The organism is Gracilimonas tropica DSM 19535 (assembly GCF_000375425.1).
Classification (GTDB): Bacteria; Bacteroidota; Rhodothermia; order Balneolales; family Balneolaceae; genus Gracilimonas; species Gracilimonas tropica.
On the sequence record NZ_AQXG01000003.1, the window covers coordinates 72,957 to 89,642 of the forward strand.

Sequence of the window (16,686 nt, forward strand, 5' to 3'; positions counted from 1 at the left end):
CATTATGATCAAAGACGTAAAAAGCTATATAAATACAGTCGGAAACCGGCTAAGCAAAGCCTTTTCGATGGAGGCCTTTGGTACCGAAGAACAGCTTGAATTTTGGGAACTTTCAGCCGAACATTTTTCAAGAAAAGAGGTGCCCGCTTTTAGTGAAATAGTGAACTGGATGGATCACTTGTATAAAGCTCCGGTGCACTTTGTATACAAATTAAAGGATGAAAAGCTGATCTTGGATCGCAGGCACGTGATCACAAAGAACATCCTGCAAAAGAAGGAGAACGATAGGGAACCGCATGAAGAAAATCCTCAAGAAAAAGAATATGTAAAGAATTTTGAGCATCAGCTTCAAAACCTGGAAAAGAAAATGGGCATGGATGATGTGTTTCTGGAACAAGGCATCACTTCTCATGCTATCGGCCAATGTGAGCACATTCCATTATTCAATAAAGATGGGGAGTTCTGGGGAATTTATTGTGCCGGTCCTTATACCAAAAGCCCCGATCAGATCACCCCTAAATTATCAATTGTAGGGAGAATACTGTCCACATGGCTCATACAGCTCGAGGAACTCGAAAGTAATCCCCAAAAAGATTACAGGGAAAAGGTAAAACCTGTCATCTCAGATCTTGGCAGCGGACGATTGAATACGCCCGGATTGGCTCAAGTTATGCTTCGGTACATGGTGCATTACCAAAAAGTAACATTTGGGGCAGTTGTTGAGCTTACCGATAAAGCTCATTCTGTTATTGCATCCTTTGGGGTGGATGAGGAAATAACAAAAGTGTTTAACCAAACCGGTGCAGAGCTTTTCATCAAAACTTCGGAAAATGAGGTGATATTATCCGAAAAAGGGAGGTCTCTATCTGAACGTTTTCCTAATAAATTTGAAATGGTTCCTTTTGAAGAAAATGGTCATCGGGGAGTCCTGCTTTTAGAAAAACCTGCTGACGGCCAAACAAATAAAACCATTGAGTTGAAAAGTTGGGCACGGGTTTTTAGTCGTTTATTGAAATATCAGCAGCAAAACCAATCTTTTTCGGACGACTTGTTGAACTCCTATTACCAAATGATCCGTTTACTTGAAAAGCGAAGGGAAAAAACCCGGTTTCATACTCCGCGGATGATCTCTTTTGTTCAGAGGTTTGGAATGTTCTTTGGGCTTGAAGATGATGAGATGGAGATCATTAAACAAACAGCTAAACTGCATGATATCGGATATGTTGGAGCTCTTAGTGTTGATCCCGGAAAAACGATCGGAACTGAGATTGATCATCCAATTATTGGGGCCGACTTGATCGAACACCTTTCGGTTCATGATGATGTGATAGAAGGCATCAGAACTCATCATGAGTGGGTGAATGGAAGCGGATCCCCCATGGGATTGAGCTCTGAAGAGATTCCATGGACCGGAAAGATCGTAGGCATGTTTGAGTATGTGGTTGATTTCATAGAATCAAATGAAGGGGATGAATCTAAAACGGGAGAAGAATGGATTAAACAACTATCAAATGGCCTTATGAAACGAGCAGATGTAGAATTTGATATGGTGCTTATTCCAACTGCCATACAGCTTATTCAATCGTTAGGATGGGAAGCTTGCATTGCTTTAGGAACACAAGAGAATCAATGAGGTATTTTTTTTTACTTCTTTTTGTCATGAATCTGATCTTCGGTTGTTCTCAAATTAAGCCCGAAAAGCCTGAGCTGACCTCACTAACTCCCTTTGGTGTTTGTTACTCTAAGCTTTCTCCCAAAGAAGTTTCCCCCTATAAAATGGTTATTGTTGAACCGGATTTCTATAACAGCCAAGAGATCAAATCCTTAAAAGAAACAGGCACCCGGATCTTTGGATATGTTACTTTAGGGGAAGTTGATCCAAACCGCTGGTATTTCAACAAAATGGAAGAGCTCGGTTTTCGGGGTGAGAATAAAATTTGGCAAAGTTCTTATCTGGATTTAAAAAACCCGGCTGTACGTTCTTTATTACTCGATCAGGTTATACCGGCCGTTGTTGATAAAGGTATGGATGGGCTGTTTTTGGATACCATTGATGCCGTTTCTCCAGAAACTGAAAGGGCAGATCTGCAGCCATACATGGCAGAGCTGATCCGTTCGCTTCGCCTTAAATATCCTAACCTATTCATCATTCAGAATGCAGGATTGTTTCTTTTGGACAGAACGGGCCCTTATATCGATGCTTTCCTTACGGAATCACTGGCCTCGGATTATGATTTTGAGAACCGTGAGTATTTAATTCGTACGGATAGTGTTTTCAACCAAAGACTGGGGTATTTGAATGAATACATCCGGAATACGGAAATTCCTTTTTTGATTCTGGACTATGCCGGGAATCCTATCCAAGTGCAACAAATACGATCGAGGTTAGATACCCTTGGGCGGCCTTATTTTATAAGTAACATCGCTCTCTCAAAGCTCCCTGAAAAGGTGGATTCTGTAGCCAATAGGTTAACACACGGGAGATGATGAATTACGAGTTACAAGCCATATTTTCTCTGTTAAGGCTCCTGATTGGATTTTTGTTTGTATTTGGGGTGATCACACCGCTTTTCTTCAGGTTTATCAGTAAAAAAAGAGGCATTGACCGGTTGGTCTTCTCTTGGATTAGTCTTGGAGGCCTGTTAGTGGTGGGAAGTTTTTTGCTGGTTTCCCTGAACATATATGATTTCATCAGTATCCTTTTTTTCCTGTTAATGCTGCCTCTGTTGGTGAAATTCTTCAAAAGAACCTGGGAGGGGGAAAATATACCTGATATTTTCACTGCCGCTGAGCATGCATTGGTAGCCGGTCATATCCGGCTGATCGAGCAACTTAAAGAGCTTGGGCTTTCTGATATCCGTGATAAAATTAAAAGTAGTTTTACGTTTAGTGTATCCAATCCATATTCCATTGCTGCTATCCTGATTGCTTTAGCAGGGGCCGGTTTACGGATCATTCCTGCAATTCAAAATTCTGCTCCCTTTAGCCGTATCTGGTATTTTGAATTGGATGCAGTGAAGAATCTGAGTTTGCAACAATATTTTCAGGGATTTCCGGCCCCAAAGGGAATGCATTCACTTATTAATTTCTTCAGCACCATTACGCAAGTAAGTCCTGAGATGATCCTGCACTTAGCCGGCGGACTGATCAGTTTCTTTTTGGCGGTCATTATTTATTGGATGATTCGGGATATCACTGGCCAAAAATATCCTGCTGCAGCGCTGTTTGGCACAATGCTTTACGCTGTGTTTCCTTCACTATTTTTACCGATTTCCATGGAGCTGGAATCCGGCTCGTCTTCCCTTGCCGTTGCCCTTAGTTTTGCACTTCCAACTATGCTTATGTTCTTGAGGAATATCAGATCAGGTGGAAGCACACCTTGGTTCTTTATCTTTATGGGGATCATTACAACGGGTTTGACAGATATTTTCGTTTTACTGATGGTTCTTGTTCCCTTTCTAATAATCGGTTTCATATCAATACCCGGCAGAAACTTCTGGAAAAATTTTGGGCGTATTATGGCTTACCTGATGGGAACCGTAATGCTGACTCTCAGCCCGTTCATCCTGTATTGCTGGATAAATAGTATATCGGCTAAAACCTTTTTTCAGGATCAACTATTCAATACCCAGGTTTTTAGTTTTACACCAAACCTGATTATCCCGCTGCAAGACCTAAGTATATATTATTTGATTTGGGGGATTGTACTTTTATTAGTGTTTGCTTTACGGCACATCATTCAAAAACAAAAAAGAGTGAGTGATCTGATCGTCTTTATTTCATTCTTTACCGTGCTCTCGTATGTGTACACGCCTTATTTTGGGTATCAATACATTTGGGTTGATCCGGATCAGTTAAATATGGTGTATGGGATATTTATCAGTATAGTGGCTGGAATCAGTTTATACTCATTATTTTTGTTTCTTGAGTGGCTTCATTCCTCATTCAAAAAAATTGTTCCTTACCTCTCGCCGGTGATAATGGTTGCAGCCGCTGCCGGCCTTTTGATATTTCAAGGAGGATTTGATCGTAACAGAATGTTCCCTCAAACACTGCCCAACGGTTTTTTTGAAGCCTATTATGAAATCATCAATGAAAGAGTGCCCTATACGTATGCAACGGTAGGACCTGAATTGGATAGAGAACTTTCCTTAAACCGCCACTATTTTATGAATTATCAATATTTTCTAAATAATTATGGAGCTATTGATTCCTTGTATCAGCAATATTTAACTGTACCGGCAGAACAGCGAACAGAAGTACAGGAAGTTCCACCGGCCAGCATTTTTATATTTGTGGAGAAACCGCCTTATGGATCAATCCAACAAGGTATTTTATACGATGCTCAAAGTACGATGAGAGATATTGAACAATGGCTCGAATCATTCAGAGAACTGGAAGGGAGAAAACTTCAAGTATACCACGAGACCGATCAGGCTATTGTCTACGAGATTGTGAATCGGGAGGAAGAGTCTACTATAGACGGAGTATTAAAAAATATATATCCGGAGGATCAGGGACGTGCTGCACGCCTGCTTAAAAAATAGAGATTTTACATTCAGCTCTGGCTTATTGATCACTTTGCTTTTGTTGATCATAACGATGAGTTTTTTATCGTGTAAAAACAGGGATGAGAGTCAATCCAAAATGCTTGAACTTCAATCAGAACCTATGGTTTTGATCCTGAAAAATCAGAATGAGGAATTAAGTAAAGGAACTTCTGACCAGGTAACAAAAGCGCTGGATTACGCCAAGATACCTTTTCTTACAACTGATCTTGGGATCATTTCAAGAACGTTCAATATTCCGTCGAGTATCAGGACATTGGTTATTACAACTCCAAGTGTTGAGAATTTTGATGAGCAAGAGGTGCAAAACATATTAAAGTTTGTGGCAAAGGGAGGCTCATTGGTATTTACCAATCCGGTTTTGGATCAAAAGTATAGCTTTTTACAAGGACTGAAACCGAATGCCGATTTTGTATTAGACTCGGTTAATTCAGGTTTTCATCTTTATGAAGAAGCGTTTCCCGGTATGAAAGGACAAACGTTTGAGCAGCCCGGCCTACAAACACATTATGGTTTGATTGCCGGAGACTTTTCAAATGAAACAATGGTGCTGGCCGGAACCGCGACTAATACCGGCCAACCGTTCATAGTTTCCAATAAAATAGGGCTTGGGGAAGTTTTGACGATTAACAGTTTTATTATGAATGGTAAAGTCTATAGGGGAATCCTTTTTTCAACTATTCTACGAACGCTTCCTGGCATTCCGTATCAGGTTGCCAATGTGAGTACAATTTTTTTGGATGATTTCCCGGCTCCTCTCTACAACGAAAAATTACCTCCAATTGATAAGGAATATGACGTTACCCATGCTGAATTTGTAAGTAAGATTTGGTGGCCTGATATGAAAGCTTTAGCAGACTCTTTTGGGATAGACTATTCTGCCATGGTAGCTTTTAATTATAATGCCAATGTAGTGCCTCCTTTTGATTTTCAGGAGTGGCGGCAGGGTTCTATAGTCTTCAATCAAAACATTATTCAGGGGAGTATCTTTTTGGCAAAAGATATCAGGGATACCCGTCACGAATTGGCCTTTCACGGTTATAATCATTTTTCGCTGTGGGATAATGACTGGGATAATATCAATTTTATGATCTCAGCTCTTCAGGCAGCAAGGAAACGCTGGCAGGTAGATGATCTCGGAACATTACCGACCAACTACGTTCCCCCAACAAATGAGATCGACTCATTGGGACTTGAAGCCATTATTCGTGGAATGCCAAGCATCAATTATATGAGTTCTCTCTATTTCGGAGAAATAGAAGATGGAGGAGGTCGGGAGTTTGACCCTGATCCGTATGTGCCGGCTCATATTTTTAATTACCCAAGGATCAGCAGTGGGTTTACGATGAGTACAAATACCTTATTCAACCAACAGGGTTTACAGCTTTTGACAGGTATCTGGACACATTTTGTTCACCCGGATGATGTATTTCAGGTTATTCAGCGCTCCGAGGACGAGTACTCAAGCCGAAATCCATTGGGGCTGGGATGGAAATCGAGTGAAGAACACAGTTATGGACTATATGATCTTTTAAGCAGAAGGATCAAATACACACTTCGCTACTACCCCCTAAATGATTTTCTTTCTGCAACAGAAGGTGCAAAATATACTGAGGATTGGAGGAGGAGCCTTTCCGGGTACACCCTTGAAGGAAACTCAATGAAAGTAAGGGCAACATTTAGGGACAATTATGAACCCAAAGTAGCTGACAGTACCCGTAGTTGGTTTATGTATGTTCCTGAAGATCGTGTGACGAAAGTTGAACAAGCCCTTGCCTCCGATAGCGTTTTGGCTGTCAGTACTGGATTTTGGGATGGGTTTTTGTTTCAATTCAAAACAGATAAAACATCTTTTACACTTCCTAATCCAGATATTTCACTCAGTTATGATCCTCAGTTTATAGCCTCTTTAACAAAACAGGTACAAACTGAATATCAGCAATTCAGACAGGCCGCAACAGTGCTTGAGGAATCAGAAGAAAAATGGAGGGATACCCGGCTGGAAGATGCACTAAGGGCACTCAGAAAAAATCCTGATAACAGAAATATTCAAGAGCAGGTCATAAATTTAAGCATTGAGTTTGGCCAGGTTCAGCAAGCCATCAGTATTCTGGAAGACAGGCTGCTCGATTCTCAAGTATGGATAGAAGAAGATATTACACGCTTGCTTACATACTATGGTTGGGAAGGGCTTCAGGGCCGGGCAGAGAACTTTTTGGAACAGCTTTGGAGTACCTATCAGAATAAAAAAGTAATTGATCTCAAAAATACGGCCGTTGAAAAACTTGGTTTATATGGCGAAAAATTCGAGCAAAGATGGCGGCAAAGAGAGCTGCGCTTGTCTCCGGATGACTATCAACTTAAGCTTAATTATACCAAATCGATAGAATCTCAGGAGAACTGGCCAGAAATGAAACGAAATCTTCTTGAATTGCTTGAGATAAAACCCGATACCGACTCCCTGTATGCCTTCACTCTCCAACGGTCGATCTATTACGAGTCTCAGGATAGCACTCTGGCACTTATCGAAGAATTTCCTCCTTCAGCATACAGTCAGTTAACTCCCTTTGCCTCTAACTTGGCTTTGATGTACGGGTTTACTGCCAATGATTACGAAAAAGCTCTTTTTTGGGCAAATAACGCTCCGGATTTTGACGAAAGAATAAAACTCTATTGGCTATCCCAACTTGATCTTGACCAACTGTACAAAGCGAAAGCTTTGGAGTTATTGGAAAGGAATCCGGATGACTCTGAGCTTAGATCTTTTGTGGGGACCAATCTCTTTTATGAGGGATTCACTAAAGAATCTTATCAAGTTCTATATCCACTTTTCGAAAGGGAGCAAGAACAAGGTTTTACTGCCGACACACTTTTACGCAATGAAATAGGATATATGGGATATGAAAAGAAAAAAGATTTCTATGAGCGATATCCTCTTTTCTTTGATGATGATCAAAGGGAAGGTCTTCAGCGGCAATACAGGCTAAATGAGGGAATCAGGGGACAGGTGTTTGGCGAATACCGGGACGATAACTTTAACAATACTTTTGCGCGGGGTGGGATTTCTGCTCAATTTGGAAATCGAACAAAAAACACTCATTTACTTAAAACAGAATACCTCATTTTTGCAGATGACAATCCTCAAACAAATGAAATTCTACAATATCAGGGATTGGGTTATGAATTTGCATCCCGTTCGAATAACCAACAAATAGAATTCCGGGTTGCCCCAACTGTATTATTTGGAGAAAGTGACTTCATCCCGCAAGCATTGATATCACTGGGAGTCAGTAAAGATTCAGCATACACTTCTTTGCAATTAACTGGTGGTTCAGAACTGACATCCACTTCACTACAGAATGATTACTATCAAGCACAACTTCAGTTTTACCGGCAGGATTTTTGGTTCAGAGGAGCACTGATGACTTCATTATCCGGCAGCGGAAAATATTATACCAACGATGTTTTCAGCTATGGAGGTCAGACACGTTTATATCTCGACCTTATGGAGGCAAAATGGAGACTACGCCCTGTTGTAGAAATAGGCTATGCTGATGCCACCGTTAGTTACATCAGCGGAATACCTTATTATACGCCAGATAATTATTTTTCGCAGGGATTGGGTGTTGACCTTCAGTTTAGAAACCCCGATAGTTTTGAATATCGCACTCAGCTAACCGGCGAGATTATGGGAAAACATGAAAGCAGGGAAGGATTTTTTGCATCAGGCCGTATTCAGCTTGAACATAAATTTCAGAATTTTTGGGAAATTAGTATTGGTTCAGAATTCTCTACAAGCAGTATTTACCGATCAAACCGCATTTTCTTTACCATTTCGCACTACTTTCCAAGATCAATCAACAAGTTAAAACGGTAACTTTAATTCAGTTTGAACGTAGCCTTTTTCATGAAAGCATTTCGAAAACATATAGAGTGGATGGTTTTTCTAACAGGTTTAGTTCTGCTTGCTTTTATGAATCCGGAAAGCTCCGGCACTTCATTTTGTGTATTTGATCTTCTCGGATTCGATTTTTGTCCCGGTGAAGGCTTGGGACATTCGATCGCTTACAGTTTCAGAGGGAATTTTGATGCTGCTATTCAAGCTCATATTGCCGGTCCCGCTGCAATCCTTATACTGTCAGGTCGAATTCTTTCTATTTGGCGTACCCTTTATTACTCATCAACCTTAACAAAAGAAACAGAGAACAATGGCTAACGTAATTGATCACCTCCCTGAAATTGAAGGCGATGAAATGATTTATATCAATAAACTTCTTGAAGGATTAAATGAAGAAGAAGCAGGGAAATTTACCAACGTTTACAGAGCAAGGCGAAAAGACCCTCAGCTGATATTGATCACTTGTCTTTTGGGATTTTTGGGATTTGCCGGAATCCACCGACTTATAATTAATCAGCTTGGGATGGGTATTCTCTATTTATTTACCGGTGGTTTATGTGTAATTGGAACCGTGGTAGATCTTGTCAATTATAAAGATCTTGCTTTTCAGTATAACCGTCAGGTTGCTAAAGAAGTACTTTCATACATTAAATAACGATTACTTTGTAAGCGTCATTTTTTGTGATTCAAGGAAAAAGGATCGGTTTCCTGAGGTGATCTTCACACGGTAAATATAAATACCAGATGGGAGGTCGTTCATGTTTACCTGTACTTGTGTTTTGGGATTATTGGTTACTCCCGAAAATTCTCTGATTAACACGCCCGTTGCGTTATATACATTCAGATTGTAAGCAGATGTAACAGGCGATGTAAAAGATATAATGGTTTGAGGGTTGAATGGGTTTGGGTAATTGTCAATCATTTCAAATCCTTCGGGTACTTCTGAAATCATTTCATTGGATACTGCGACCTCGTTGGCTCCTTCTGCAATCCAGTTTCTAATTAGGTCAATCTCATCGTTGGATAAAAAAGGTCCGCCTTGAGGCATTCTTGATCCTATTTCAGGGGAAGGCTCTATTTTATCTACCAAAGGACTTTGGTTTGGGTTCCCGGGAACTACGATTTCTGTTCCATATTGATCACCAACGCTGTTCATGACGGCATCATAATTAGCCAAATTCACTCCGCTTGTGGAACCATGACACGAAACACAACTTGCGTCAAATATTGGCTGGATGTCTTTTTCGTAGTCTACCTGGGCAAATGTGTCAGCTCCAAAAAAGGAAAAATACAGAAGAACGGTAAGAGGGGTAAGTGTTTTCATAATATGGGAGTTTAGTTAGAGTCCAAAAAATCGGTTGATGTTGAATCCGAATCGTAAATCAAGATCCAGAAAATCCCGGTCTGTTCGTGCCATTAAATGCTGTTCAGTAAACCATCTTCCAGACATGAAAAACAGCTGAAATACGTGACCTCCGGTGTCAATCTCATAAGAAATGGCAGCGTGGTTTTTAGTGCCGGTATTTCTGTTTCCAAAAACGGGAAGAAACTCAAAAGCTAATGCATTGCGCTCATTCAATTTATACCTTCCAGCTATTCCTATTCCAAAGAGAGTATGGTAAAGTTTTTGGTCTTGTTGTTCTTTTACCACCGTGTTGTGATGAGAAACCACCGGTGCTAATTGAAGACTAATCCGGTCAGTAAATTTTTTTGCGATCATTATAGTACCGAAGTAGTTAAGCCGTTCAGTGAAGCTATAGCTGAATCTTCTTTCACGTTGGGTTGAGATCCCAATATCTCCTTTAAAAGTTATTTGAATAGGAATTTTATTCGATTTTAATTGCTGCAGTAATACATATTTAGCTCGAATGTCAACCACATTTTCCAGGCTTGTACGGCCAATGCCGATGTCCAATCGGTCTGTGATGCCATAGTCTATCCCAAGCCGAACCGCTGCTCCTGCATCGAGTCCAAAGAATTGATCAATTCCTCCTGAAAGTAACCCAAAATTATGCATGACCATTGTGTTCATATTTCCCTTGGGCAGAGCATTAGCAGTGCTTAACCCTGCAATACTGCCTGCGAGAAATATATCTTCAACAGGACCATCTTTAGCTGCTTTTCTACGCTCCATTTGTCCGAATACCGTGGCTGAGGTCAAGATGAATATCAGTATTAAGGAAGTGAGATTTTTCATCATTAATTGTCTTCTAAAGGTTTTAGCATTGCATTGATCTCAATCTTTTGCTCCTGATCAACTTTTACAAATAAAAGGCTTGGAGGTACGATATCGTAGTCTTTTAGTAAAAGAACCCAGGAAGCTTCCAATAATAAACCGTCATCGGTCATGGTTAACGTACCTTTATACGTAGTGTCTTTGGATACACCATGAATTTTAAATGCACCTTGAACAGTTACATCCTGTGGGGTTTGTAAATTCGGGTCAAAAGGGGAGATCATCTTCCCATAAAACTCAGCGAAAGGAAATTGATCGGTTTCAAGCGTTTCTCTCATGTCGCGATCTCTTTTAGCAATACCCGTATCTAAAGTGGTGAGATCAAGGTAGAAGTCAACAATCTTGGTATCCAGGTCAATTTTACCCGTCAAATAGTTTGAGGTGCCCGAGAAAGTGTGCAAAGGTACTTCAGAATGAAAAATAGCAGTTCCACTTTCTGTGTAGTAAGCCTGGGAGTAAGCATTTACTGAAGCTGCAAGGCTAAACAATATTATAGATAAGATCCGCATTTAATTATCCTCCGCTCCGCCTTCTATCCATGCCTTTATTTTACCAACCTCATCATTGGTCAAATATGGACCACCAAGCGGCATCCTGCTGCCAAATCTTGGGTTCGGTTCAATTTTATCTACCAATGGGCTGATCTCAGGGTTTCCGGGTGTGACGATATTTTCTCCATAAGATGAACCGACACTATTTATTACAGAATTGTAGGAAGATAGATTTACCCCATTGACAGCACTTCCAACATGACATCCGCTGCCTCCGCAGCTTTCATTGAAGATCGGTTGTATGTCTGCTGAGTAACTTATTTCTGAAGGATTGTAATCTGAAGTTTCAGAAATATCTTCTACATTATTGATACAACCTTGTAAAGCAAGAATAATAATTGGAATAAATATGTGAGGCTGATATTTCATAGTTTAGCTTCGGTTAAAAAATACTTTAGTTGTACTAATACATTACTTCAATGTTAAATGAAAATGTTTCACATATGCAAACTTTAATTTTTATCTATGAATTCTTCTGAAAGAGAAAAATCAATTCACTTGTTAAATACATACATCAAAAATGAAAGTTTACTCAATCACAGCCATATGGTAGCAACCGCTATGGAGGAATATGCTCGTCATCTTCAAAAGACTAATACGGAAATTGAAGAGTGGTGGATTGCCGGTTTGTTACATGACCTGGATTGGGAAATGTTTCCAGAAGAACATCCAAATAAAGCGGTGAATGAAATACTGCCTGAGCAAGGCTATCCGGAGAAGATATTGGAAGCGATAAAAGCTCATGCTCCGGAGAGGACTGGAAAACATCCTGAAACTGAAATAGAGCGATATCTTTTTGCTTGTGACGAGCTCTCGGGTTTTATGAATGCGGTGTCGTTAATGCGTCCAAACGGGTTTGAGGACATGAAGGTGAAATCGGTTACTAAAAAGCTAAAGGATGCTAAATTTGCCGCCAATGTTCCAAGAGAAGACATTAAGAAAGGCGCAGAATTGATAGGAAAAGAATTGAATGAACACATCCGGTTTATGATCGATGTGTTCCGTAGATAGGGTGAAATTTCTATTTTTAATATAATTGAATTACATTCTTGGAAGTGGTACATAATAAATAATAAAATAGAGAACTTATGAGAGCAATAATTAGCACTTCCGTACTTGTACTAAGCCTATCGCTTAGCGTTGCAGCACAGCATCAGAATTCGCGTATTTCTCTGAATGTAAACTTATACGAAGGAGTAGATCAGTCCTTTTACTCTAAAAGCACTTTTGGAACAAAAAATCCTGTTTATGGGGCTTTTCCGGTAACTTCCATGCTTCGTCATAACCGAGTTGACGGACTTTTTCTCGGATATCAGGAGGATAAAATGGGATGGAGTCGTTCCGATTTTTTAGGAATTGAAAGCATTGATATTCATGGCATGGCCGGCTATTCAGTGGCTCAGCAGAATTTTCAATACTCAATCGGAGCAGAAAAGAGTATAGGAAACCGCCATAAATGGTTGCTTATAGGCGGGCAAATGCACAGTACTACCACAACAGAAGATTATTGGAGAACGGGATTATATGAAAACAGCATTAGTTCCTTTGCGGCGGGATTTGATTACCATGATTACTACAAAGCAGATGGTTATGGTTTTTATGCACTCATTCGGCCTTTTCAGATGTTGGAGATAGGTACTTCTTTTAATTCTGATCAATACAGTTCTTTAGAACTGAATACCGATTTTGCGTTGATCTCCAGATATTCAACAGTAAGACTAAATCCTGCTATCGATCCTAACTTTGATCAAATTGATCAGCAGAGTGTGACTGTTGGTGCAACAATAAATCCATTCATGCTAACCAAATCGTTTATAAGCACTACGATATCTGCCAAAGCTGAATTGGCAGGTATTGGGGGATTTGAGAACGATTTCTCATATAACAAGTGGCAACTGGAATCTAAATCCTCATTACGTTTGGATAATAGTACCGTTGTTAAGTGGAGGTTTATGGCAGGTGTTATCACAGGTCAAGCTCCTATGTTTAAAGAATTTGCACTGGGCGGTATAGGCAGTATGCGGGCTTTTGGATACAAGTCCATGCAAGGAAACCAAATGCTCATGAGTAACTTTGAAATGCAGTTCGGCAAAAGTTCTCATTACCAAAATGGCTGGCCTGATCTGAAATCTACCTACCTCACGCTGTTCCTTGATTCCGGAACATCTTCATTTAACCATGCATTGACCTCTTCCGGTAACCCCATCTCAGATTTTGATATCTCGTTTTCTGAGTTTTCCCATAATGTCGGAGTAGGATTAGGCCTTGGAGCCGTTCGATTTGAGGTAGCACAACCTATTTATGGATCGGGAGGGATGACCACTTTTTGGATTAGATTAAATCCGAGCTTTTAAAACTATTCATCAAAAAGAAACCCGGACCGATCAGGATCCGGGTTTTTTTCTTTAGGGCATTTGGTGCTTTGCAGCATCCAAAGCTCTTTGTTGCTCTTCAATGGACGATTACGGCCTTCATTACGTATTGTTACATTGAACTTCAAAAAAACAGGGCAATAGCATTATTCTATTTTTAAACGTATTTGTATCTTCAAGTATGAATCTACAGCAAAAAATTGCCCTTACTAAATCGGAGCTGGTTTCTACGATCTTGGTTTTTGTAGTGATCCTGTTCCTTGTAATGAGTTCCCGGCTGTCGAGGCTGACCTCTGACTCTTCCTTGATATTTCAAGAGCAAACTGAAATGGTTTTGACGGATCAAACCGATCTGGAAGAATTGATTTTATTGCTCAACAATGGTGGTATAGATGTTGATAAAGAGGAGTTCCGTTGGGCCGCGAAAATTTTAGGTTGGCGAACTTTTTTAAGAGGCCGATATGTATTTGAAGGGGACTATTCTTACAATGGAATGCTGTCAAAAATGGCAAGGGGAATTCAGGATCCTGCCAGCATTGTTATTTTGCCTGGTTCAACCCCTGAACGAGTCGCTGAGACGGTATCTGATAAGCTACATTTCGATACCGAAGATTTCCTTTCCATGTTGCAAGATAGTGTCTTTAGGGCTGAGCAAGGTTTGAAGGAAGGGCAGCTTTTTGCCAGAATGTTGCCTGAGACCTATCTGGCGTATTGGACTAATTCTCCAAAAGATTTTATCACAAAGGTGCTCAGAGAGTTTGACCGGGCTATCCCTGAATCCTTTCATTCTCGTGCAGAATCAATGGGGTATTCAATGGATGAGATACTTACGCTTGCTTCAATTGTAGAATGGGAGGCGAAGCTTGAAGAAGAAAAAGCTATGATCAGTGGCTTGTATTGGAATCGTTTAAATCGAGGAATGCGTCTTCAGGCCGATCCTACCATTAATTTTGCTTTAGGAGAACGACGACGATTACTTTTTGAGGATTATCAGATTGACCATCCTTACAACACTTATTTAAAGAGGGGATTGCCTCCGGGACCTATCACTAATCCAAGCTATTCTACGATCGAGGCCACTTTGTTTCCGGAGGATCATAATTATCTGTATATGGTAGCCAATCCCGAAGGGGGCCACACCTTCACCAGAACATTCCAGGAGCATCAGGCGGAAAGTGAAAAATGGCGTATCTGGTTGAGGGAACAATACCGAATAAAACGACAAAGGGAAGCTCAGGAAGCCGAGCAAGCAGCCAGTTGAAATACTTTACGCGCTTATTCAACCCTTTTTAGCTTTTTTAGCTGTTTTACCTTCACATTTTGGTTGATGTGAGTACCATCAAAATTAACATTCATGATCAACCCTTTGTAGTCCTTCAATTGTTTGAAACCTTCCTTTAAGTATGCGGGATTTTGAATCTTTTTAAGTGTTTCTAATACTACATTAGCTGCATCGTATCCTATATAGGCAAAACGATTTGGAGTAACATCAAACCGTAAGCGAAAAGCACTTTCAAAATCAGAAATGGATGTGTTACCGGTGTTTCTTTCAAAAGTTTTTGTAAAGTAGATATTGCTTTCCGGTAATCTTCTGGAATTCAGATCCTCAGTTTCCCACTCTTCCGATCCTAATACCGTCATATTACTCTCCATAGCTTCGAGACTGGTAAGTAAATTGTTGATCAAGGTTTCGGCAATATTTCCGGTAAAGGGGGCATAGACTGCATCAATATTGTAATTGAAAACAGTATCTACTTCCGGATCAAAGTATTGTACGTATTCCGTGATGTCGTATCCCTGCGAGGCTAATTCTTCAACATAGTACCGAACCACTTGTGCGTCCAGTTTTCGGGCTTCATCCAAAAAGGCATGAGCTGAAGGTTCTCCAAGAGAACCTTTTTCTGCGATCACAGCCAAGGTATCAAAGCCCAGATTTTGGATAGCATAACGAGCTATTTTTCGACCCTGAACGGCGAAAGTGGGGTTAAGCTGGAAGGTGTAATTCAGATCCAGATTAATTTGGTCAGAATTAGCCAAGGGAGTGAGCATGGGTATTTCATACCTTTCAGCCAAAGTGGACATTTCCTGAGCCATTTCCGAGAAAAGGGGGCCAATAACAACATCTGCACCATGATTCCAAACCAAGTCGTTCATGATTTCGGCGGCCTTAGAGGGATCCATTTTTGTATCCCGGTAAGAGATGAAAGCTTTGTAATCGGTATTTTCACTGTTGAAGTTTTCGACTGCAAGCTGAATACCAAAATACAGATGCTGTGATATTTCATATTGTGGAGCATCCACCTCAAAGGAAGGGAGGGCTACTCCAATATTATAAGCAATTCCCTTGGGAGCTTTAGCATAACGACCGGGCATGTAGCGTTGAGCGTAGGCTACTGAATCTTTCAGCAATGTACTAAGTGAACGGTAAGCGGAAGTATCGACATCTACGACCGAATTTTTATATTTATTGAACAGTACATTCGCTGAAGCCCAATCTATTTTCCCCATAGCTGCTTCTATAAGGTCGAATCGTACCTCATTATATTTAGTGGCATTGAAAGCATTGTGACGCTGTTCAAGTGTCAGGTAATCAATCAAGGAATTATAGAAGCTATAGGCTTCTCTTGAAACGGTGGCGGAAGGAGAAGACTCATTTAACTGATATAACGCATCAAGGGCTGCTGAAAAGTTCTTTAATTGAAAATCAGCTAAAGCGGCAGTGTAGTTTGCTTCATCCAGGATCAGTTTGTCGGATGATTCCCTAATCCTACTAAGATATTGTTTAGCCTTCAGGAAGTTATTGAGTGCATAATGGCTTTTCCCTGCAAATAAAATGGCTTCTGGATCATCTATTTCTTCGAAGACCCGAAGCGCCCTCTCGTAATTACCTTCCTCATAAAACCTGATTCCGGTCTCCAGCGACTGGCCGAATACGAGTGTTAAATTTGCGGTGCAAAGTACAATTGAAAGTACGATTAGTTTTTTCATGAATTTGTTTGGATAAAACCTTGAAAATAATGCAGGGGTGAAACTAAAAAGTTCTGCAATGGAATGCTTCCTC

Annotated in this window: 14 protein-coding genes; 9 read left to right on the top strand and 5 right to left on the bottom strand. The window is 40.4% G+C overall.

What is annotated here, in order from left to right:
• Window positions 1-4: 4 nt before the first annotated feature.
• From B151_RS0106760 to B151_RS0106785, 6 genes are all read left to right on the top strand, one after another.
• Window positions 5-1,633 (top strand): HD-GYP domain-containing protein, encoded by a 1,629-nt coding sequence (locus tag B151_RS0106760; RefSeq protein WP_040516724.1) that lies wholly within the window; start codon window positions 5-7, stop codon window positions 1,631-1,633.
• Entirely contained in the window at window positions 1,630-2,487 is an 858-nt protein-coding gene (locus tag B151_RS0106765; RefSeq protein ID WP_020402854.1) for a glycoside hydrolase family 191 protein, read from the top strand. The genes B151_RS0106760 and B151_RS0106765 overlap by 4 nt, the downstream gene beginning before the upstream one ends.
• The gene (locus B151_RS0106770; RefSeq protein ID WP_020402855.1) at window positions 2,484-4,547 is read left to right on the top strand and encodes a hypothetical protein; all 2,064 of its coding nucleotides are present in this window, start codon (window positions 2,484-2,486) and stop codon (window positions 4,545-4,547) included. Before B151_RS0106765 ends, B151_RS0106770 begins: the two co-directional genes overlap by 4 nt.
• Window positions 4,548-4,647: 100 nt before the next feature.
• Window positions 4,648-8,445 carry a DUF2194 domain-containing protein gene (locus B151_RS0106775; RefSeq protein ID WP_020402856.1) on the top strand — a complete coding sequence of 1,266 codons (3,798 nt, stop codon included), beginning with the start codon at window positions 4,648-4,650 and terminating at the stop codon, window positions 8,443-8,445.
• Between the two features lie 30 nt (window positions 8,446-8,475).
• Entirely contained in the window at window positions 8,476-8,784 is a 309-nt protein-coding gene (locus B151_RS0106780; RefSeq protein ID WP_051069726.1) for a DUF2752 domain-containing protein, read from the top strand.
• Entirely contained in the window at window positions 8,777-9,121 is a 345-nt protein-coding gene (locus tag B151_RS0106785) for a TM2 domain-containing protein (RefSeq protein ID WP_020402858.1), read from the top strand. The genes B151_RS0106780 and B151_RS0106785 overlap by 8 nt, the downstream gene beginning before the upstream one ends.
• Before the next feature lie 3 nt (window positions 9,122-9,124).
• On the opposite strand, the gene B151_RS19455 is transcribed toward B151_RS0106785, so the two are convergent.
• The 4 genes from B151_RS19455 to B151_RS0106805 are packed head-to-tail and all read right to left on the bottom strand — an operon-like array spanning window position 9,125 to window position 11,622.
• The gene (locus tag B151_RS19455; RefSeq protein WP_020402859.1) at window positions 9,125-9,790 is read right to left on the bottom strand and encodes a T9SS type A sorting domain-containing protein; all 666 of its coding nucleotides are present in this window, start codon (window positions 9,788-9,790) and stop codon (window positions 9,125-9,127) included.
• Window positions 9,791-9,805: 15 nt separating this feature from the next.
• On the bottom strand, window positions 9,806-10,666 hold the full coding sequence (locus B151_RS0106795; RefSeq protein ID WP_020402860.1) for a DUF5777 family beta-barrel protein: 861 nt from the start codon (window positions 10,664-10,666) through the stop codon (window positions 9,806-9,808).
• The gene (locus B151_RS0106800; RefSeq protein WP_020402861.1) at window positions 10,666-11,211 is read right to left on the bottom strand and encodes a YceI family protein; all 546 of its coding nucleotides are present in this window, start codon (window positions 11,209-11,211) and stop codon (window positions 10,666-10,668) included. Before B151_RS0106800 ends, B151_RS0106795 begins: the two co-directional genes overlap by 1 nt.
• On the bottom strand, window positions 11,212-11,622 hold the full coding sequence (locus tag B151_RS0106805; protein ID WP_020402862.1) for a hypothetical protein: 411 nt from the start codon (window positions 11,620-11,622) through the stop codon (window positions 11,212-11,214).
• 96 nt (window positions 11,623-11,718) lie between these two features.
• Here B151_RS0106805 and B151_RS0106810 point away from each other — a divergent pair, with 96 nt between their 5' ends.
• The 3 genes from B151_RS0106810 to mltG all read left to right on the top strand — a co-directional run bounded on the left by B151_RS0106810 (window position 11,719) and on the right by mltG (window position 14,886).
• Window positions 11,719-12,264 (top strand): HD domain-containing protein, encoded by a 546-nt coding sequence (locus B151_RS0106810; RefSeq protein WP_020402863.1) that lies wholly within the window; start codon window positions 11,719-11,721, stop codon window positions 12,262-12,264.
• Window positions 12,265-12,341: 77 nt separating this feature from the next.
• Entirely contained in the window at window positions 12,342-13,607 is a 1,266-nt protein-coding gene (locus B151_RS0106815) for a BamA/TamA family outer membrane protein (protein ID WP_020402864.1), read from the top strand.
• A 199-nt stretch (window positions 13,608-13,806) separates the two neighbouring features.
• Window positions 13,807-14,886: an endolytic transglycosylase MltG gene (mltG, locus tag B151_RS0106825; protein ID WP_020402866.1), complete on the top strand. Its 1,080-nt coding sequence runs from the start codon at window positions 13,807-13,809 to the stop codon at window positions 14,884-14,886.
• A 14-nt stretch (window positions 14,887-14,900) separates the two neighbouring features.
• On the opposite strand, the gene B151_RS0106830 is transcribed toward mltG, so the two are convergent.
• On the bottom strand, window positions 14,901-16,613 hold the full coding sequence (locus tag B151_RS0106830) for an ABC transporter substrate-binding protein (protein WP_169332196.1): 1,713 nt from the start codon (window positions 16,611-16,613) through the stop codon (window positions 14,901-14,903).
• Between the last annotated feature and the right edge of the window lie 73 nt (window positions 16,614-16,686).

Excerpts from the sequence above, each read along its gene's own strand:
- B151_RS0106760 (WP_040516724.1), top strand. The coding sequence starts at position 5 with ATGATCAAAGACGTAAAAAGCTATATAAATACAGTCGGAAACCGGCTA.
- B151_RS0106765 (WP_020402854.1), top strand. The coding sequence starts at position 1,630 with ATGAGGTATTTTTTTTTACTTCTTTTTGTCATGAATCTGATCTTCGGT.
- B151_RS0106770 (WP_020402855.1), top strand. The coding sequence starts at position 2,484 with ATGATGAATTACGAGTTACAAGCCATATTTTCTCTGTTAAGGCTCCTG.
- B151_RS0106775 (WP_020402856.1), top strand. The coding sequence starts at position 4,648 with ATGCTTGAACTTCAATCAGAACCTATGGTTTTGATCCTGAAAAATCAG.
- B151_RS0106780 (WP_051069726.1), top strand. The coding sequence starts at position 8,476 with ATGAAAGCATTTCGAAAACATATAGAGTGGATGGTTTTTCTAACAGGT.
- B151_RS0106785 (WP_020402858.1), top strand. The coding sequence starts at position 8,777 with ATGGCTAACGTAATTGATCACCTCCCTGAAATTGAAGGCGATGAAATG.
- B151_RS19455 (WP_020402859.1), bottom strand. The coding sequence starts at position 9,790 with ATGAAAACACTTACCCCTCTTACCGTTCTTCTGTATTTTTCCTTTTTT.
- B151_RS0106795 (WP_020402860.1), bottom strand. The coding sequence starts at position 10,666 with ATGATGAAAAATCTCACTTCCTTAATACTGATATTCATCTTGACCTCA.
- B151_RS0106800 (WP_020402861.1), bottom strand. The coding sequence starts at position 11,211 with ATGCGGATCTTATCTATAATATTGTTTAGCCTTGCAGCTTCAGTAAAT.
- B151_RS0106805 (WP_020402862.1), bottom strand. The coding sequence starts at position 11,622 with ATGAAATATCAGCCTCACATATTTATTCCAATTATTATTCTTGCTTTA.
- B151_RS0106810 (WP_020402863.1), top strand. The coding sequence starts at position 11,719 with ATGAATTCTTCTGAAAGAGAAAAATCAATTCACTTGTTAAATACATAC.
- B151_RS0106815 (WP_020402864.1), top strand. The coding sequence starts at position 12,342 with ATGAGAGCAATAATTAGCACTTCCGTACTTGTACTAAGCCTATCGCTT.
- mltG (WP_020402866.1), top strand. The coding sequence starts at position 13,807 with ATGAATCTACAGCAAAAAATTGCCCTTACTAAATCGGAGCTGGTTTCT.
- B151_RS0106830 (WP_169332196.1), bottom strand. The coding sequence starts at position 16,613 with ATGAAAAAACTAATCGTACTTTCAATTGTACTTTGCACCGCAAATTTA.